Origin of the sequence: Ohessyouella blattaphilus, assembly GCF_024721265.1 — a bacterium.
GTDB classification, from domain to species: domain Bacteria; phylum Bacillota; class Clostridia; order Lachnospirales; family Lachnospiraceae; genus Aequitasia; species Aequitasia blattaphilus_A.
The window spans coordinates 1-19,709 of the sequence record NZ_JAMXOC010000010.1 but is presented as its reverse complement, the minus strand read 5'-3'; the positions used below and the strand labels follow the sequence as shown (position 1 = coordinate 19,709).

Genomic DNA, 19,709 nt, shown 5'->3' with positions numbered 1-19,709 from the left:
AACAGCGACTCTTTGTCTCTATTAGTCAATTATTAACGTGTTTTTCCTAAAGGCTTTCCGCGCACAAAAAAAGACAGTCATTTCTTGTCATGACTGTCTCTTCTTCGTTATCATATAGAGAACTACCGCATTATATAAGAGATCGGTATTAAGAACATAGCTTCCGTCGTAGATATTTTCATCATACACGCTTAGACCATTGGCGATATTGTATTGGATGTATTCAAACACCTCGCCATCGTTAAAATCGGGATAACCGGCATTGGTAATCTGGGTAATCGCCCCAGACTGCTGCTTGTTACAGACCACCTTCTTAATCTGGTACACCCCGTCGGTAAGATTGGTAAGCTTGATCTCTATATTTTCCGTTAGAGAATCGGTAATCGTATCATCCACAGAATACGTCGGATTAAGATACTTAGGATTCCAAAGAAGAATGGCATAATCGCCGCCTTCCGTAATCGAGGCAATTACATTTTTTTCACGATAAATCATGTGACTGCCGATTCGGTTCATAATTTCTAGCACTGGATAAATGGGGCGTCGCACATCGTCTAGCATATGAAGGGCTAAATCCGACATGGTCTCCTCCTTAGAGTAAATCGAGGCTACCGAAGAATCCGCCCAGTAACCAGCTCCGCGAATCACCTTATTCATCGCTAGCAAAGCATTGACAATCAGGGCTGAGCGAAAATACAGGATACTTTCGGTGGCAATACTGCCCTTCAAGGTGTTCCACTCCACTAAGTAAAGGGGCGGAACTTGGATACCAAGATTCACGAAACACTCCTTTACGGCGGTTACCATCTCTTTATGATACCCTTCCATAGACGAATACAAAAGTTTATTTTTTAAATACGTCCCTTGTATACTTGCCGGAAAGATACCGAAGGTAAAGAAGTCTGGCATAATCTTCTCCTGCTTTAGCGCTCCCAAAACCTTCTGCAAGTGCTCCCGACTCTCTGTCCGATCATCGCTTAGACCGTAATAGCCAATATGAATCTTGGGATAGGCTTTTTTAAGTCTGTGCCATACCTTTCGGTAAAAGGCAAATCGATACTCCTCACCAAAATCTTCCTCATAGCAAATATTAAACTTCCAGCTTTCGATAAAGTTCCGGGGATAAACCGCCGAAATGCAGCGGATAAAGATATCAATTTTCTTATCTAAGTCCACCAACATATTGGCGCTCGAATCTTTCTTATAGATGGCTTCCGGCACAATTTTAATCATCGGAATCAGCTGTTCGCTGCGCAGCTTATCCACTAAGCGAAAGAACTGATTGCAGACCACTAAGCTGTAATCCACACTCTCGACCACAAAATTATATTCCAGTTCAAAGTATACGTACTTAAAGCCTAACCGCTCTCTTAGCCTAGGCAGCTGCGCGTACAGATTTGTATAACCGGCTGTAGTTACCCTGCCAATATTAAGAATATTTTCCTGAGGCACCAATACGTCTACTAGCTTATCGGTCATGGGAATTTCATAGGCGGTCTTATTCAGCGTGCGACTACCGGTATTCATTTCATACTTCTTTAAATACCGCATCACATCCTTAAGCTCAATATCCAGTTCAAAGCTAATGTCGGAAGCATAAAACCGCTCCTCATCCCCCTTGTCTTCGCTTTGCCGCAAATGGTGCTTCCGGTAATTTCCCGGGGTTTCCTGATATTCTTTCTTAAAAGCCTCACTAAAGGATTTGCCGTTGGCAAACCCGTGATCAAGAGCGATTTTTATCAGCGAATCGTCGGTTCCCACCAGACTTTTAACTGCTTTTTGCAGGCGAAATTCCGTTAAGTACTCATGAAATCCTTTTCCCACCTTCGCCTTAAAACGTCGTGAAAAATACTGGGGCGACATATACGCAATCTTAGCCACTTCCTCTAGCTTTAGGGACCGGGCATGGTTCTGCTGAATATATCTTAATATCTCTTCTAAGCTATTCTCGCCTCTTTGCTTCTCTTGTTCTATTTCCTTATCAAAAAAACGAGTATAGAGGATAAAGATAAATCGCAGTAACTCTACCTTAAAATCCAAGTAATACCCGTCTTCTTTGTTCGAAATAATATAAAGCATACGAATAAGGGCATTTTTAAGCCCGTAATAGTGGCTATTCTCATCTGAATGACCGATGCAGTGACAAAAGATAGACCGGTTAGCAAATTCCTCGTTCTCTCGGCTAATATAATCCTTTTCCACCCGCAAGATAAGCGCCACATTTGCTCCTTGCGGAATCACTTCATGGCGCACATTTTCGTTAATAACAAATAAATCTTCCCCGTTAAGGGTCGTACTCCCCTCTTCTAGCACAACCTCCACCGAGCCCTTCAGCATAAGGATACACTGAATCCCCGTGTGCACATGAGAGGGCGCATAGTCCATCGACAATAAACTAATCTTGACCTCTTTCGTAAACATACTCCATCTCCTGCTCAAAATCAAACTCTTCCGTCAGCATCTGCACCCCTAACTCACAGCTCCAAAAAGGGAGCGCCTGAGACTGGCTATGATACGTAAGCACTTCGACTTCCGGCATCTGTATACTTGCCTGTTGGAGAAACTCCTGCTCTTCTGCTAAGAACTCCTGGTAGCCGCTCTCAGCATAAATCCACCTGATAAAAGTTAAAGCTGCCTCTTTGTTCTCACTAGCCTCATTTATGCTAAGGAAGGTCTTTCCATAGGTAACCACTCGGAACGGTTCCTCTTTCGTATCCCGCACTGGCAAATAGAAGCACCCCAAATTCTCCAGTTCTTCTTCACTCAAGTCTTCCTTTATCTTCTGGTACTCACTGCCCGATAAAGTCATCATCCCCACTTTTTTACTGGCAAATAAGCTGGTCACTTCACTTCTTCCAAGGCTTAATAAGTCCCCACTCACCGCCTCGCTTCCTAGAAGCTGATACACCTTTTCATAAGCCCTATAAATGTCACCCGTCTCCGCTACCGGCAAAATTTCCATGTAGGGATAACAAGGCCAAATATCCTTAAAGCCGCAGCCAAGAGCGATAAACTCAGGATCTTCACTGCCTACCTTCTCGGTAAGCGCAAACGCTGTCTCTACAAACTCTGACCACGTCTCCGGTACGGCTAGTTCTTGCTCCGCAAATAAATCTTTCCAGTAAAAGACGTAGTCGGTCTCCATTTTTAGCGGAATTCCGTACACTGCTTCTTCATCGGCATACTCTAAGGCCTCAGGAATCTGGCCGACAAACTCCGAATCTAGGGCCGTTAAATTCGCCCACTTCCCCTGATTAAGAGCAATGGTTCCTGCCTCATTCACCACGATATCCGCCAGTGCTTCCGGCTCTGTCTCTTCAAGTTCTTCGTAATACTTAACGATATCTTTCGTTTTGCTCTTCTTAATTTTTATTTCTGGATACTCTTCTTCAAAGGCCTTGATCACTTCTTTCGATAAAAAAAGGTCAAATTCGTCGTCCTTTAAAAGGAGCGTTACCTCCTGAGCTGTTTCCTCTACTACAGGCTCCTGGGGCTTCTCCTCTTTTTTCGGCTCTTCCTTTTTCGTTTGGCAACTAGTTACGAGAAATAGTAACGTTAGTACTATTCCCAGCAACAAAAGTATCCGCTTTTTCATCTTAAGTCCTCTTTATTAGTTTTCTGAGTACCGTACTCCTAACCACATTTTCATTTCTTTTAACATCTTCTCATCAGGAGTAATAAGCACCTTGGTACGCTGGGCATTCTGTGAGAGTACTAAGCAATACACTTTCAGATTCTCACCGTACCCTTGAGCATCGATGGTCTTCGCTGCCTGGAGGTTGTTAATCGCTGGCGTTCCCGCCGGTACCATCTTTTCAAGCTCTTTTAAGTCGACTTTAAACACTTCTTTACGCTTTGCTTGGTTGTAGATTGCGTCGATGGAAAATTCGGAATTTACGATTAGATATTCATATTCCACCCGCATTTTAGGGTAAACAAAATAGTAAGCCAATCCCAACAAAACGATCACTATCAATAAAGAAAAAGAGGGTGGCACAAAGAGTAGCACCGCAAATACAACCACCACTAGAGCCGCGATAATCAGCGTTATTTTCTTCATATCGGTCTTGCCTTTTACCAGTTGTTCATAAAATTTCTCGTTCATCTATTTATCTCTCCATTTCTAAATAATCCAAAACCATCATGCCTACTTTAAACGTCAAAGCATCGCCAAAGACACGGATATCAAGCCCCGTCTTCTTCTGAATCTGCTCCAACCGGTAAATCAATGTATTACGATGCATATGCAAGCCTCTGGCCGTTTCGGCAATATTTAAATTGTTTTGCAAAAACGTATTGGCCGTTATCCGCATCTCTTCTGTTAGCTCTGCGATAAACTCCTCACCAAAGGTCTCATCTAAAAAGTTGTGACACTTCTCCGGAGACAACCCGTCAATCAGCTGACCAACCCCCAACTGATCGCTGGGAAACACGTTACTTCCGAAGGTAAATACCGTTCCCAACCTTAGGGCCAGTTGGCATTTTTCGTAGACCTTGTGAAGCTCTTCGTACTTGGTGAAGACTTCGCTATACGCCACTACCACCTTAATCATCAGCTCCATATTAATGGTATCGGCAAGCGTATGAGCTAGGGTGGCAATGTCCTCTTTCCTTTTCGGATAGTATAAAAGCGCCACTTCTTCTCCCCCAGGGTATACTATCTCGATACTGGTGCGGGTGGGAAATAACTGCTTTAAGACCGTCTCCACTTCTTTATGGGATTCCGCCTTTGCTTGCAACAGAAAGAGGAACTTATCCCCCTCAGCGTTTAGGTGAAAGGCTTGCCCCCGCTTCTGGGCCTCCTTATCCCTTATCTTTCCTCGCAACAGGCTAAGGAGGAAGTCCTCTTTATTATATCGCTCCTTATAGGCCTTTAGCATGGCATTTATCTGGGTCACGCTGTGCTCTTCATCAACCGTATCGGTGATGGCAAGCTTAAGACCGGTCAGCTTCTCTAATTCAGTTAACGATTTTTCTAGTTGCTCACTTCGTTCCATGCTAAGACTCCATTTCAGAAAAAGGGCTGCATCAACTCGTGCAGCCCTTTTAGATTATACAATTATATTAAATTATTAGTTTGTAATCGTCAACTCTGTTTCTTTGTCGAAAACGTGAACTTTTTCCATATCGATAGCAAAATCGATAACATCACCGGTCTTAGCCGTTGTTCTTGGATCCACACGAGCTGTCATGCTAGCACCTTCTAAGGTAAAGTACAAGAACACTTCTGCACCAAGTAATTCGTAAACGTTGATTTCTGCTTTTACGGTGCTGTCTTTATTGGTCTCTACCATTACTTGAGCATCGCTTAAATCTTCTGGACGAACACCCATAACTACTGTCTTGCCATCATAACCACCATCGATTAATGCTTTGGCTTTCTTTGCTGGTAATGGGAAACGGTAATCCGCAACCTTAAGAACTACGTCTTCGCCTTTCACTTCTACCACTGCATCAACAAAGTTCATGTGAGGAGAACCGATAAAGCCAGCTACGAATAGGTTGTCTGGTTCGTTGTATAATTTCTGAGGAGAATCTACTTGCTGAACCACACCGTCTTTCATAACAACGATTCTCGTTCCGAGGGTCATCGCTTCGGTCTGGTCATGAGTTACGTAGATCATCGTTGCTTTCAAGTTATTGTGAAGCTTAGCAATCTCGATACGCATCTGTACACGAAGCTTAGCATCCAAGTTTGAAAGAGGCTCATCCATAAGGAATACTTTCGGGTTACGAACGATAGCTCGTCCCATTGCAACTCTCTGTCTTTGTCCACCGGAAAGCGCTTTTGGCTTTCTGTCTAATAATTTTTCCAAGTCAAGAATCTTCGCAGCTTCTTTCACCTTCTTGTCGATTTCATCCTTTGGCACTTTTCTAAGTTTCAAACCAAATGCCATGTTATCGTATACGGTCATGTGAGGATATAGCGCGTAGTTCTGGAATACCATCGCGATATCTCGGTCTTTTGGCTCTACATCGTTCATTACCTTGCCGTCGATTTCTAAGGTTCCGCCAGAAATATCTTCAAGACCAGCGATCATTCTAAGAGTGGTAGATTTACCACAGCCTGATGGTCCAACGAAGATGATAAATTCTTGATCTTCAATTTCTAAGTTAAAGTCTTTTACTGCTTGGAATCCGTTAGGATATATTTTTTGAATTCCTTTTAATGATAAATTTGCCATTTGAATTTTCCTCCTGAAAATGCGTCACTTTTCTACTAAGGTCAGTATATCTATTTCTGCATTTGGAGACAATGTGACGGCTAACCAAAAAAAGTTCTTTTAAATGTACACAGTAACTAAAAGCCCCCACCAGTTACGGTGAGGGCTCTTTCATAAGCTCTTAAGCTTTGTTATCGCTTCCTAATACGTTAACGATTTTGTGCTTAACTAAAGTATGAATGTTGTTGCGTCCTTCAGCTAGGTAAGAACGTGGATCAAAGGCTTCTGGTTGCTCAGAAAGCACCTTGCGGATACCTGCTGTAAAGGCCAAACGTAAATCAGAGTCGATATTAATCTTACATACTGCTGATTTAGCTGCTTGACGAAGCATATCTTCTGGAATGCCGATAGCATCTGCTAAGTTACCGCCGTATTTTTGGATTTCTTGTACGTATTCTTGAGATACAGAAGAAGCTCCGTGAAGTACGATTGGGAACTGTGGCAATCTCTTAGAGATTTCGTCTAGGATATCAAACCGAAGCTGTGGGTTTTGACCTGGCTTAAATTTGAAAGCACCGTGGCTCGTTCCAATAGCAATTGCTAAAGAGTCAACACCGGTACGGCTAACAAACTCTTCTACTTGAGCTGGATCCGTATACTGGGCATCTTCTGCTGCTACGTTAACATCATCTTCGACACCTGCTAACTGTCCAAGTTCACCTTCTACTACTACGCCCTTAGAGTGTGCGTAATCTACTACCTTTTTCGTTAAAGCAATGTTATCCTCAAAATCATGATGAGAACCATCTATCATAACTGAAGTGAAGCCACCGTCGATACAAGACTTACAGATTTCAAAATCTGCGCCGTGATCTAAGTGAAGAGCGATTGGAATATCGTTGAGCTCTAATGCCGCTTCAACTAATTTTACTAAGTATTCGTGTTGTGCGTATTTTCTAGCACCTGCTGATACCTGCAAAACGATTGGTGACTTAAGTTCACCTGCTGCCGCTGTGATTCCTTGAACAATTTCCATATTGTTCACATTGAAGGCTCCAATTGCATAACCACCCTCATAAGCTTTTTTAAACATTTCTGTCGTTGTTACTAATGCCATTTCTTTACCTCACTTTCAACTATTTCTAATAAAATTGACCTGCCCCTAATTTTATAGCAATTCTCCCCTAATGTAAACCTTTATTGCAATATTGACAAAAAAAAGACGAAAGCTTCTCACTTTCTCTTTCGTAAATTGACCCTCCGCCTTCTCGGTGTTAAGATTAAGGTATCTAAAACTCATGAGGAGGTTCTCTATGAAAATGAAAATAAAAATCACAGAAAATGGTCCCTACCACGTTACTGGCGGCGTTCCTCTTAAAGAAAAAATCATCACGAAGGTGGGCAAACACTACATTTTTGAAGATGGCTGTGAGTTTCCCCTGCAAGAGGAGTACTACCTCTGCCGCTGTGGTCACTCAAAAAACGCGCCCTTTTGTGACGGTGCTCACGTAGCCTGTGGCTTTGATGGCACGGAGGTAGCCGATAAGACCCCTTACCTGGATCGCCTAGAAGGCGTTGTTGAGGGTGAGGAAATCGAATTACTAGATGATGGCCGCTGTGCTTTTGCTCGGTTCTGTCACCGGGAAGGTGGCGACGTCTGGGGGCTAACGGAAAACGACGAGGATGGCAATAACAAAGAGGAAGCCATTATCGCTGCCAATGAATGTCCAGCCGGTCGTCTCGTCATGATAGATAAGGAAGGTAAGCCTCTCCTTGACGATCTTGAGCCCGAGATTATCATCGCCCAAGACCCAGAAAAGAACTGTAGCGCCAGCATCTTTGTCAGAGGGCCTATCGAGATCGAAGGCGCCGACGGCACGATTTATGAACAGCGTAATCGCCGCGCCCTCTGTCGCTGCGGGCATTCTAGCAATATGCCTTTTTGCGATGCGGCTCACGTACCTACTCAATATCACGACAGGAGTACTATTTAATGAAATCACTTGTAATCGCTGAAAAGCCCTCGGTAGCTAGAGATATCGCCCGGGTGCTCAAATGCAGCAAAAAGCTACCAGGAGCCTTTGAGGGAAATACCTATATCGTCACTTGGGCCTTAGGCCATCTAGTCACCTTAGCGGACCCAGAAAATTATGACGCCAAATACAAGGCCTGGAAAATGGAAGACTTACCGCTAATTCCGAAGAAATGGGATTTGACGGTTATCCCTGGCACCGCCAAACAATATAAATCAGTAAAAATGCTTCTATTTAGAAAGGACGTCGGTGACATTGTCATCGCTACGGACGCGGGCCGCGAAGGGGAACTGGTTGCCCGCTGGATTCTTGATAAAAGCGGGTGCCGTAAACCCTTAAAACGGTTGTGGATTTCCTCGGTCACCGATAAGGCCATCCGTGAAGGCTTTACCAGACTAAAAGACGGCCGTGCCTATAACGATCTCTACGCGGCTGCCGAAAGCCGAGCCAAGGCTGACTGGCTTGTAGGCATTAACGCCACCAGAGCGTTGACCTGTAAGTATAACGCCCAGCTCTCCTGTGGCCGTGTTCAGACCCCTACGCTGGCAATGATTGCCGACCGGGAGACAAAAATTCGCAATTTCAAACCGGAAAACTACTGGAGCCTCGACGTCCTTGCCAAAAATATACATTTCACTTGGCAAGATGCTGCATCTGGCAGTTATCGGAGCTTCCAGGAAGAGCGGTTACAAGACCTTGCGAAACGCTTAAAAACAGGCACCTTAAAAGTTAAAACCATTGCCAAGACTCATAAGAAACAAGGAGCCCCGGCTCTTTACGATCTAACAGAGCTACAAAGGGAAGCCAATAAGCGCTTTGGCTTTTCGGCGAAAGAGACGTTAAGTATCGCTCAGCGCCTGTACGAAAACCATAAGGTCCTAACCTATCCAAGAACCGACTCCCGCTACCTAAGTAGCGATATCGTGCCCACGCTAAAAGAACGGTTACAGGCGATTCGCATCGCTCCCTATCAGAGCCTGATCGGGCCGCTTTTGCGACCCCCCATAAAGGCGAATAAAAACTTTGTGGATAACAGTAAGGTTAGCGATCACCACGCCATTATTCCTACTGAGGAATACGTGCAGCCAGAGCATATGTCTAACGAAGAGCGCAAAATTTACGACTTAGTCGTCCGCCGCTTTATCAGCGTCCTCTATCCTCCTTTTGAGTACGAGCAGACCACCATCACGGCTACTTGCGAAGGGGAAGCGTTTATCGCCAGAGGAAAAGTCGTTAAAGAAATGGGCTGGCGCGCGGCCGTCGGTGGTGAGATTACTAACGATAACGAGACAAACGAAGATGTAAAAGAGCAAGCTCTTCCCGCCCTTAAAGAAGGGCAAGAGCTTACAGTCTCCCAGACAAAGCTAAATGCCAAAAAGACCACACCCCCTGAGCGCTTTACGGAAGGCACCCTTCTAAGCGCCATGGAAAATCCTGCCAAATATCTAACTATGGATAGCGCCCAGGATAAGAAAACCCTAGTGCAAACCGGGGGCCTTGGTACGGTAGCCACTAGGGCTGACATTATTGAGAAGCTCTTTTCTAGCTTTCTGATTGAAAAGCGAGATAAGTACCTGCAGATTACGACGAAAGGTAAGCAACTATTAGAGCTGGTTCCCGAAGATCTTAAAAAGCCCGAGCTTACCGCGAAATGGGAAACGGAACTGGGAGCGATTGCCGAAGGCAAGAAAAAAGCTGCCCCCTTTATTGGCGAAATCGAAGGCTATACTAAGGAATTACTTGGAGAGATCAAGCGTGGGGAAGCCACCTTTAGACACGATAATCTAACGAATAAAAAATGTCCTAACTGTGGCAAACTCCTCCTCAGTGTCCAGGGAAAGAACGCTCGGATGCTAGTCTGTCAGGACCGAGAGTGCGGCTACCGGGAGACCATCGCCCGCACCTCAAACGCTCGTTGTCCTAACTGTCATAAGAAGATGGAGTTGATTAAAAAAGGGGACAGTGAAACCTTCGTCTGTAAATGCGGCCACAAGGAAAAGCTGGAAGCCTTTAAAGCCCGTCGCGAAAAAGAAGGTGCTGGTGTATCGAAAAGAGATGTCCAGAAGTATATGAAGAATCAGCAAAGCGAAAGCGTTGGTTCCTCTTTAGGAGATATGCTTAAGAATTTAGATTTGAAATAAAAAAAGGGTAGAAATAACTTCCACGAGTTGTTTCTACCCTGATTTTTATCACTTAAGACAGTTCCGCTAGCTCTTCCCAAATTGGTTCTGAGGCCTTGACTATCTTTTTGTATATTTCGAAGATGCGCATATATTTATGGTGATTTTCGGCATTCGGCTGATACGTCTTCTTCATCCGCACGCAGCGCCTTGCTGCCTCTTCTTCACTGGCAAAAGCACCTACGCCCACACCGACCATTAACGCACCGCCAAAGGAAGACTCGGCGTTCTCTGGTTGCTTCACCTCTAGACCAAAGATATCGCTAACAATCTGGCTCCATAGAGCGCTCTTAGCACCACCACCGATAATCACAATATCTTCCATGTTCTCCGTAAAATCCTTTAGTACCTGGAGACAGTCGTATAAGCTAAAGGCTACGCCTTCCAACAAAGCTCTCGCAAAATGACCTTTCGTGTGCATCATACTGATTCCAAAGAAGTTACCACGGGCATGAGAATTAAAGTGGGGACACCGCTCCCCTAATAAATACGGGTGAAAGATAAGCCCCTGAGCCCCTAGCTCTACTTCTTCTGCCTGCTTACTCATTATTTCATAGATATCTTCACCGGCTTGTTCTGCCAATTCTTTTTCTACCGGGTAAAGAGCATCTCGCATCCAGCGATTAGCGGACGCACAGCTGTTGGTAGCGGTCACGGTATACCATTTTCCCGCCACAGAATACGGGTATGTAAAAGACTTTGGATGAGGCTTCGCCGAATTGGTAACTAAGTTAACATTTCCGGCGGTCGCTAGCTTAACGATAATCTGCCCTTCTCGTACAGCGCCGGCACTAAAGTCCTCAGCCGCCGTATCGGAACATCCAGCAATGACCGCTAGTCCTTCTGGAAGACCTGTTAATTCGGCAATCTCTGCCCGTACTTTTCCGACAATCTCTTGTGAGCCGCGAATCTCCGGTAACACCTCAAGGGGTAAGCCAATCATTCCGCAAAGCTCTGGTGACCACTCCTTTTTAATCGCGTCGTAAAGTAAGCTTCCCTGAGCGTCTACCACATCTGTACAAAAGTCACCCGTTACCCAGGAGCGAACATAATCTTTGGTAAACATCAGTTTATCAATCTTCTCGTAATTCTCTGGTTCATTATCTCTAATCCACATCAATTGTGGCAGTGTCCAAGTGGGTGTCGGCATCTGCATGCCGATTTCATAGATTCGTTCACCGTACTGCTCTCGCAAAACATTGGACTGCTCTACACTTCGCTGATCATTCCACATGATACAGCGGCGAATCACCTCGCCTTTGCTATCTAAGAGGACGGCATTGTGAGTCGAAGCGGTCACCGCCAGACCGAGAACACCTTCAAATCCATCTGTCATCTGCTCCCGGCACTTGGTTACTGTGGTGATAAAAGCGTCAATCCAAAGAGCCGGATCCTGCTCAGACCAACCAGGCTTGCTGTGCTCAGAAGGGTACTCTTTAAAAGCCGTTGCACAAATATTGCCGTCCAAATCAATCACGGTCGCCTTACAGCCACCAGTGCCAAAATCTACACCAAAAAGCTTGTTCATAAAAAACCTCCGTTAATATTTTTTTACAACAAGCGCTTTCTCTAATGCTTCAAAATTAGCAATTGCTCGATCGCCTTTACACAAAGCCACCCCGGTATAAAGGGTATCGATAATCGTCAGTTCTGCCATCCGCGAGGAAATCGCATACGTTCGGTAGCGGGTCTCCTGAGATCTGGTTAGCAAGCGAATATCCGAGGCGTTGGCAACGGGCGAGTTCCCACTACTGGTAATCGTAATCACCGTTGCTCCTTGTTCTTTGGCTAGCTGAATGGCATCACCAGCATCTTTTGAACTACCGGAGTGAGATATCGCCAATAGCACATCCTCAGCGGTCAGCGAAACCATGGCAATCATCTGCAAATGGTCATCCGTATACGCCTGGACATTCATCCCGATTCGTAAAAACTTATGCTGAGCATCTAAGGCTACCGCCCCTGAGTTACCATTACCGATAATCACTAGACGCCGGCATTTACAAATAGCCTTAATGCTCTTCCCAACTGCTACATCGTCTAAGGATTGTTGGGTCATCGTCAAAGTCTGAATGGCACTGGAAAATATCTTATCGATAATCACTTCGGCGGAAGCATTTGGCGTCAATTCTTCATGGATTTTCTCCTGAGGCGATACTAGCTCTGTGGCCACGCTAACTTTTAAAGCTTGAAAACTGGGATACCCTAGCTTTGTGCAAGCTCGCGTCACCGTAGCCTCACTAGTACCCACCGCTTCTGCAAGTTCTGTGATAGAAGCATAAATGAGCTCCGCCTGATTCGCCTTCATATATTCGACCGTTTGCCGCTCTTTTTTTGACAGTGAATCTAACTTTTCCTCAACACGTTCAAGAAAGGTACCTGTTGTTGCATGATCTTCCATATTCCCTACTCCTTCACTGAATTCATTATCTGAATTATTACATAACTCCTCTAGAAGGGGCAAGGACAATTAATTATAAAATATCGACTACCTTACCTCTTTCACCTGGCATAGTGAGCATTTCTAACGCTTTCGCCACATACCGCTTACGAGATGTTTTTTCGTCCTGTTCACTCAAACTTGGATTGCCCACCGGACAAGTAATGGCAAAGCCGCGTAAAATTCTCGAGGTACCAACCGACTTAGCGATATCCACCACGGCACATATCTGAGTCACCGGAATACCAACGCGTTCAATTTCTTTCGCTATCGTTGCGCCGCAACGAGTACTGGTGCCTCAAGTAGAGGTTAAAATAACGGCATCAATTTCTTTTTCCAGTAGTGCCTGGGCAATCTGCTCACCCTTGGCTTTCGAACCGGACACCGACGCACAGTTACCACAAGCCACATACACCTCGGGCTCGAGCACGCCAATTTCACCAGCGGCCTCATACTCTCGTAGCACATCTACAGGAAATAGGCGATTGGGATTTTCTAGTACCCAAGTACCGTCGTAGCCACTGTGAATGACAAAGTGCTTATCCGCTAAAAGTTCATCCCAGTCATAATGTCCCCAAGTTGTACTGCCATTGGGTTTTAGATGATCTGGATTGGCTTCCGGGATTAATCCCCCGTCAGTAACTAACGCTAACTTTATCTTGCTTAAATCTTTCACCGCCGGCGCTGGCTCTACCTCATCAAAGTGAGGCGGCAAAAGCTCGCTAACAAACGGCTCGCCTTTAATCTTATTAAGAACCATCTCGATCGCCCGATGAGCTGCGTTTTCCGGTTGTTCTTCATTTAAAATAATGTCTCGCTTAATATAGCCTTCCTTGGCAGCACTGCCAATAGGTTCCTGGCGCAACAGACGTAGACCAATATCGGCCATCACTGGTGCCACTTTACGAAGCTGGGATGATAGTATCCCTGTTTCGACAATGTAAGTATCCTTACGAAATAGGTCCACCGCCGGATTTTCCGGATACATTCCCGTAACTGTAGGAATGTTTAATTCCTTTCCCACCGCGGCGGCCATATTGCCACAGCTGATTCCGTATCTTCCTGCATTAAAGGCCGGACCGGCAATCAATAAATCCGGTTTTAATTCAGCCGCTAAAGCCACCCCTTCAGCAACTGCCCCTTCAGTATTTTCAGCGAAGTAATTGTCACCGCAAATAATCGTTCCTACAACTTCACATTCATCTTGCAATAACTTTTGAAATAACAATCCCGGTCCTACGGCTTCTGGTTTCACACTAAAGCCCACATGAGCCATCTCTTCGCCACCGATTTGACCAAAGAACTGATTAATATAACAGACTACACGCCATTTTTTATTTTCCATCTATCTTTTCCACCCTTCCTTAATAATCCACAGCCATACCATAAGAAAAACCAATCTGACTCATTAAGCCAACCTGTTTCATATAAGTAGAGCGAACCTGGCCCTTCGCTGGATCGCCAGTAGCAATTTTGTGACCGCCGATAACCCCGTCATCACCGCTTAGATAAAGAGCATCTTCTGGTCCGCCAAGCAAGGTTTCTACCGGTGGCAAGGTAAAGTTATGGTAATACGTACCTGAACATACAATGCCATCCACATTCTGTTCGCTAATCAGACACTCTACATCAAGATTGCTCTTACCGTTTAAGATTTGGATAATTGGCACAGCCTTTATCCCCAATTTTTCAGCCTCACTGGCAATGGCACCTACACATAAGGTCGAAGCGCCGCCAACCCCTTTCGTAACAATTACACCATCTGCATGTAGCTCTTCCTTTAGTAAGTTTGCTGCCATCTTCGATACCAAATAGCGATGCTTGGCCTCTACCGACGTAACCGTAATCAGAACACCGGCAAAATTAATATCTTTACCATGGCGACGCATTAGCTCTACAATAATGGGATGATTTTGAATCTCGTAAGTGGTCACGCAGCGAAAGCCTCCACAAAGCGAAATCGCGCCATCGAGAACTTCTGTCGGCCGCATAATCAGCGGTAAGCTATCCGGTATGGCATTGCCATACACCATCGGCTCTCGGTAGTTCTGAGTATCGTATTGCTTTGAGTATATTTGATAAGAATAAGCAATACTCGGAAGATCCGGATATTGGGTCTCGTTATCAAAAGTCTCTGTGCTCTCTGGGGCTACACCAAGCGTAGTCTTAGCAATTAACACACTGGTCTTATAGCCCACTCGGCGAAGCCCTTCCCGGTAGTCCCGGAAATCTGCTCCTTCTTCTGCCATCGGTTCAATCACTAGCTGAGGCATCTTGGCATAAGGATTTATCTTCGCGCACTCGCCACTCATATCATAAGAACCCCATTTTCTAGACCAATACGTGTTATTTTGACAAAGGGTAATTCCCATCCCCTTCGCGGCTCTCGTGACACCTGAACCGGCAATCTCGTAGTCATCGCTAAGAACTCCTGGCCAATCGATGTTTCCCGATACTTTACAGCGCGGTTCAACCACATCGACCACATTGATAATTCGCGTAGAATCACCTGGTCTGGCAATATCGATTTTTAAGGTTTCAAAGCAGGGCTCTTCTTTGGCAAAGTCTAGGATATCCTGCTTATTTATATAAAGAACTCCTTCCTCAAACCTCGTTTTTTCCCCAAATTGTAAATCTTTAATTTGTACTGTTTCAACAGTTAATTTCATAATTAATGAAACTCCTTTCGTACTTCCTACTCCCTACATAATCAAGTTCGGTACCACCGTCACCAGCGACGGGAAGAACCATATCAAAATCATTACCGCTAAGACAATTAGAACCACTGGGGCCGTATACTTAATGGCTTCTTTGAAATTCGCTTCCGCGATATTCATCGATATAAATAAGTAGAGGCCGACCGGCGGTGTTAACCCTCCTACAACCGTTGCCACTGAGAATAACACGCCAAATACTAACGGATCTACACCTAGGGCAATGATAATCGGATACACGATTGGTAATATAACCGCCGTTGCTGCTAAGGTCTCCATAAAGCAACCAATCACCAGCATAATCACAATAATTATCTGCACTACTACCGTAGGGTTGGTGGAAACCGAAAGCATAAATTCCTGAATTTTTACCGCCAAGTTCTCTCTTGCAAAGATGTAGGAATAAATACTGGAAATTCCCATGAGCATCATCAGCATGGCTGATGATGACGCTGCTCTTTTAAAGATTTCTACCAAATCCCGGAGCTTTAATGTCTTGTAGATAAAGAAACCGCATATCAAACCGTAAAGACAAGCAACAATTCCTGCCTCTGTCGCTGTAAACACTCCCGAAATTACACCACCGATAATAATAAGAGGTGTAATCAGAGCAAAAAATGCTTCTTTAAACGCTTTTAGTACGGCCTTAAAGCTAAAGGTACCTGTGCCGTTATCCACATTGTGTTTCCGGGCATATAGATAGCACATTACCATCAAACAGACACCGATTAAAATTCCTGGTACCACACCACCTAAAAACAATTTTCCTACTGAAAAACCGGTCAGCGATGCAAAGACAATCATATTAGTACTCGGTGGAATAATCGGACCTAAAGAACCTGAGCCGGCAATTAAGGCGGCGATAAATGACCGTTCATATCCGACCTTTTTCAGTTCAGGGACAGTTAACGAGCCAACCGCGCTCATCGTAGCTGCTCCTGAGCCGGAAATACCAGCAAAAATCATGTTTGCTAGCACCGAAACCATTCCCATTCCCCCTTTTAGCTGAGAGATGCAAGCGCGACAGAAATCTAGAATTCGTTTAGATAGCTGCGCGCCACCTAGGATTTCGCCGGCTAAGATAAATAAGGGTCCTGCCATCAAGGAGAAGGAGTTCATTCCTCTAACCGATTGCTGCACTGCCATAAAAGTCGGCACGTCGCTCCCTAGCATAATCGCTAAGAGTCCCGAAAGACCGATGGCAAAGCACACAGGAACGCCAATTACTAAAAGAATCAATAAGGCTACTACTGCAATTATAATCATTTATTTTTCCCCCTCTCGGTATTGTTTCGCTAGCTTAGGAATTGTACTAGCGTATGAGCAAAGCATCATTACAATTCCAATTGGCACCGTCAAATAGATGTAGGAATACGGGATTCTAATCGCCGCTCCCATAATCTCGCCACTACGCATCACTAGCGCAATCGAGGCGGGTAAAAACATAAGCAAGAAAACCACACAAATTAATCTCGAGATAACAAATAACGCGGCTCTCATTTTATTGTTTTTCATAAACGTAATCAGAATATCAACGGATACGTGTCCATCCACACGAACGGTTAAGGAAGAACCAATAAACGTTAAGTAGATTGCCAGAAAGCGCATAGCTTCCTCGGTCCATGGTGGCGCCGCGCTAAAAATAAATCTGCCGAACACCTGAATGCTTCCTAATACCAGGATGCCGATAAATAGAATCATACAAAGAGCGGTCTGGATTTTTTCAATTATTCGATCAATTTTCATTAAAGATTTCATTAAACTTTCCTATCCTTTCTCTCGTTTTGTTTTCCTATGGAGCTTCCTTGACATTCACAGCTTCCATCCGTTCAATCAAGTCTCCTAATCCATAACCAATATATTCATCGTAAATCGGCTGACACGCCTCGCGCATCCGTTGCCGCTCTTCGGCACTTATATCATTTACAACTACGCCTGCCGCTTCGATGGTCTCCATCGCATCAATACCTAGCTGCTTACGGTCTGCTAGTTGCTTTTCTTGATTCTCCTGGGCGCATTCTTCGATAATTTTTTGTAAGTCCTCAGGAATCTCATTCCACTTTTCTTCATTGATCATTACAAGATAAGCTTGTCCTAAATGTCCGATATTCGACATGTACTTGCCGACTTCTTGAAGGTTCTGACTAACCAGACCCACATCATCCGCTTCTACCGCATCTGCTACCCCTTGTTGAAGTAGCGTATACGCCTCACTCCAAGCAGAAGTAACCGTACTCGCGCCTAGAGAGTTCCACAAGTCAACGTATAGCTTCGTCTCTGGCGTCCTTATCTTCAAGCCCTTTATATCTTCCAAGCAGGTAATTGGCTTTGTTTTCGTTAAAGGCTGGCGAATTCCGTTTGAATAAGCCATCAATAAATGCAACTGCGAATCTTCAAGCATCCCTGGCACTTCCTCAGAAACTATCGTACGAATAACCTCCGTCTGTGAGTCCAAGTCCTTGCTTAAGAAGGGTAAGTTAAACACTCCGAGCTCAGGCATATTAAAGGTCGAAGCCCAGTCCGATGCGTCTGCCACCGTAATATCTAGCGCTCCCATCGATACCTGTTCCATCATCTCTCTAGCTGAGCCTAGCTGACTAGCTGGGTAGATATTGATCTTAACTCTGCCATCGGTGCGTTCTTCCACCAATTCTTTAAATTCTTCCGGAGCAATATAGATAGCATGTCCAGGGTTTTGAAAGTGCCCAAACTCTAAGACAATCACATCGTCGTCCGCCTTACTTCCTTTATTGCCACAAGCTGTCATCGCCACTAGGGTGGCTGCTATTAATAACAGCGATATCAGTTTTCGTTTCATTCCTTTTTTCTCCTCTCCTACAAGGTTACTTGACCACAAGTAATGGAAATATTACTTCCTGTCATGGCTCTTCCCATCTCACCACAAAGTAACGTTACCCAGTTTCCGATTTCCTCAATTTCTAATAGCCGATGAGTGGGAATTAAGTCGGTGAAATACTTCTCACCCATTTCCAGACTTCCTCCTAACTCTTGAGCCTTTTTAGCAATTGACTGAGTCATCATCGGTGTCTTTACAAAACAAGGACAAAGAGCGTTTACCAAAATGTTTTCCGCTGCCAGTTCATTCCCCCAAATTCTCGTCAGGTGAGACACTGCCGCTTTAGAGGCCGAGTAGGCACTATATGTTTCCGTAGCTAGAAATGCCTGTGATGAGGAAATATTGACAATCCGGCCCCAGCTGTTCTTTCGCATATAGGGGACGGCATGCTTCGTGCAGTTAACCACTCCGTGTAGATTAATCTCCGTCACCTTGCGAAATTGCTCCATCTCTAGCTCGTCTACTGGCGCTTTATAAATCACACCAGCATTGTTGCAAAGAATGTCCAAGCGTCCCTGTTCCTTCACAATTGTCGCAAAAACCTCGCCAACGCTTTCTTCACTAGTTACATCCATCACCATTCTTGGGATTTCTGGATATAGCGATTGGCTACCTGAGTCTCCCTCGTCACTAAAAGCCACATCTGTTGCCATCACTTGGGCTCCAGCATCGTAAAGGGCATTTGCAATTCCCGCACCGTTCCCCTTAGCAGCTCCTGTTACTACAGCTACCCTGCCTTTAAGGTCAAATAACTCTTTAAACCGTTCTCCTTTTCTCATAACTTCCTCTCCATTATCCGTTTCCGTAAGCTATTGTATATATCCGCTTTTTCTAAGTTCTATTTCTGCATCTTCGGCCTTGCTTTCATTGACTAAGATAATCGGTCCCGTACAGCCCATGCCACTCTCGGCATAAATACCTACTTTCCACAGGGACTGCACTCCGTCTTCCAAATCCATGATCTCGATTCCCGCGATCTGAGAAGTGACCACCTCTTTCGGTGGCGCTTTTACCTCTTCAGCTTCGCTACTCTTACCAGCACTTGCCTCTTTTCTCGCTTTTAGAATCTCGTCTAGACCGGCTTTCTTAGCGGCTGCAAACTCCTTCTCGGCAACTGCCCAGATGTCCCCACGAACTAGCTCAGCTGCATATTTGATCGCACCTTCAATTACCGGAGCTCCAGAAGCTCTAGAAATAATCATCACCAGCTTGTCATACCCTTCCCCAATACCAGGGCCATAACCGTCACCAATCGCTTCATAGCTTCCACCAGTGTTAAACGAAGAGAGCATCTTGGTCATGATGTTACCGGAAAGCGAAT

The 19,709-nt window shown here is 44.9% G+C and carries 16 protein-coding genes and 1 pseudogene; 2 read left to right on the top strand and 15 right to left on the bottom strand.

The annotated features are described in order from the left end of the window. Nucleotides 1-87: 87 nt before the first annotated feature. The 6 genes from NHH16_RS07920 to fba form a co-directional block, all read right to left on the bottom strand. Nucleotides 88-2,421, bottom strand: coding sequence for a helix-turn-helix domain-containing protein (locus NHH16_RS07920; RefSeq protein ID WP_262069053.1), 2,334 nt, complete (start codon nt 2,419-2,421; stop codon nt 88-90). Further along, complete coding sequence (locus NHH16_RS07915; RefSeq protein WP_262069052.1) at nt 2,396-3,595, bottom strand: ABC transporter substrate-binding protein; 1,200 nt, start codon at nt 3,593-3,595, stop codon at nt 2,396-2,398. Before NHH16_RS07915 ends, NHH16_RS07920 begins: the two co-directional genes overlap by 26 nt. 15 nt (nt 3,596-3,610) lie before the next feature. Next, nucleotides 3,611-4,105, bottom strand: coding sequence for a DUF6106 family protein (locus NHH16_RS07910; RefSeq protein WP_262069051.1), 495 nt, complete (start codon nt 4,103-4,105; stop codon nt 3,611-3,613). A gap of 4 nt (nt 4,106-4,109) precedes the next feature. Continuing rightward, entirely contained in the window at nt 4,110-4,997 is an 888-nt protein-coding gene (locus tag NHH16_RS07905; protein WP_262069050.1) for a PucR family transcriptional regulator, read from the bottom strand. Nucleotides 4,998-5,072: 75 nt separating this feature from the next. After that, the gene (locus tag NHH16_RS07900) at nt 5,073-6,185 is read right to left on the bottom strand and encodes an ABC transporter ATP-binding protein (protein ID WP_262069049.1); all 1,113 of its coding nucleotides are present in this window, start codon (nt 6,183-6,185) and stop codon (nt 5,073-5,075) included. A 160-nt stretch (nt 6,186-6,345) separates the two neighbouring features. Then, nucleotides 6,346-7,281 (bottom strand): class II fructose-1,6-bisphosphate aldolase, encoded by a 936-nt coding sequence (gene fba, locus NHH16_RS07895; protein ID WP_262069048.1) that lies wholly within the window; start codon nt 7,279-7,281, stop codon nt 6,346-6,348. A gap of 196 nt (nt 7,282-7,477) precedes the next feature. Here fba and NHH16_RS07890 point away from each other — a divergent pair, with 196 nt between their 5' ends. Both NHH16_RS07890 and NHH16_RS07885 read left to right on the top strand, forming a co-directional pair. Beyond that, nucleotides 7,478-8,158 carry a CDGSH iron-sulfur domain-containing protein gene (locus tag NHH16_RS07890; protein ID WP_262069047.1) on the top strand — a complete coding sequence of 227 codons (681 nt, stop codon included), beginning with the start codon at nt 7,478-7,480 and terminating at the stop codon, nt 8,156-8,158. Continuing rightward, a complete protein-coding gene (locus tag NHH16_RS07885; protein ID WP_262069046.1) occupies nt 8,158-10,338 on the top strand; it encodes a DNA topoisomerase III in 2,181 nt (726 codons plus the stop codon). The genes NHH16_RS07890 and NHH16_RS07885 overlap by 1 nt, the downstream gene beginning before the upstream one ends. Nucleotides 10,339-10,390: 52 nt before the next feature. Here NHH16_RS07885 and xylB read toward each other — a convergent pair whose 3' ends face one another. From xylB to NHH16_RS07840, 9 genes and pseudogenes are all read right to left on the bottom strand, one after another. After that, on the bottom strand, nt 10,391-11,905 hold the full coding sequence (xylB, locus tag NHH16_RS07880) for a xylulokinase (RefSeq protein WP_262069045.1): 1,515 nt from the start codon (nt 11,903-11,905) through the stop codon (nt 10,391-10,393). Nucleotides 11,906-11,917: 12 nt separating this feature from the next. Next, entirely contained in the window at nt 11,918-12,778 is an 861-nt protein-coding gene (locus NHH16_RS07875; protein WP_262069044.1) for a MurR/RpiR family transcriptional regulator, read from the bottom strand. Between the two features lie 73 nt (nt 12,779-12,851). Next, nucleotides 12,852-14,162 carry a glycine/betaine/sarcosine/D-proline family reductase selenoprotein B gene (locus tag NHH16_RS07870; protein ID WP_262069043.1) on the bottom strand — a complete coding sequence of 437 codons (1,311 nt, stop codon included), beginning with the start codon at nt 14,160-14,162 and terminating at the stop codon, nt 12,852-12,854. A gap of 19 nt (nt 14,163-14,181) precedes the next feature. Then, complete coding sequence (locus NHH16_RS07865) at nt 14,182-15,486, bottom strand: glycine/sarcosine/betaine reductase component B subunit (protein ID WP_262069042.1); 1,305 nt, start codon at nt 15,484-15,486, stop codon at nt 14,182-14,184. A gap of 33 nt (nt 15,487-15,519) precedes the next feature. Further along, on the bottom strand, nt 15,520-16,797 hold the full coding sequence (locus NHH16_RS07860; protein ID WP_262069041.1) for a TRAP transporter large permease: 1,278 nt from the start codon (nt 16,795-16,797) through the stop codon (nt 15,520-15,522). Then, a complete protein-coding gene (locus NHH16_RS07855) occupies nt 16,798-17,289 on the bottom strand; it encodes a TRAP transporter small permease (RefSeq protein ID WP_262069040.1) in 492 nt (163 codons plus the stop codon). It abuts the gene before it with no gap. A 34-nt stretch (nt 17,290-17,323) separates the two neighbouring features. After that, nucleotides 17,324-18,349 (bottom strand): TRAP transporter substrate-binding protein, encoded by a 1,026-nt coding sequence (locus NHH16_RS07850; RefSeq protein ID WP_262069039.1) that lies wholly within the window; start codon nt 18,347-18,349, stop codon nt 17,324-17,326. Nucleotides 18,350-18,366: 17 nt separating this feature from the next. Next, complete coding sequence (locus NHH16_RS07845) at nt 18,367-19,167, bottom strand: SDR family NAD(P)-dependent oxidoreductase (RefSeq protein ID WP_262069038.1); 801 nt, start codon at nt 19,165-19,167, stop codon at nt 18,367-18,369. Nucleotides 19,168-19,197: 30 nt separating this feature from the next. Beyond that, nucleotides 19,198-19,709: pseudogene (locus NHH16_RS07840) on the bottom strand (glycine/sarcosine/betaine reductase complex component C subunit alpha); the annotation flags it as partial.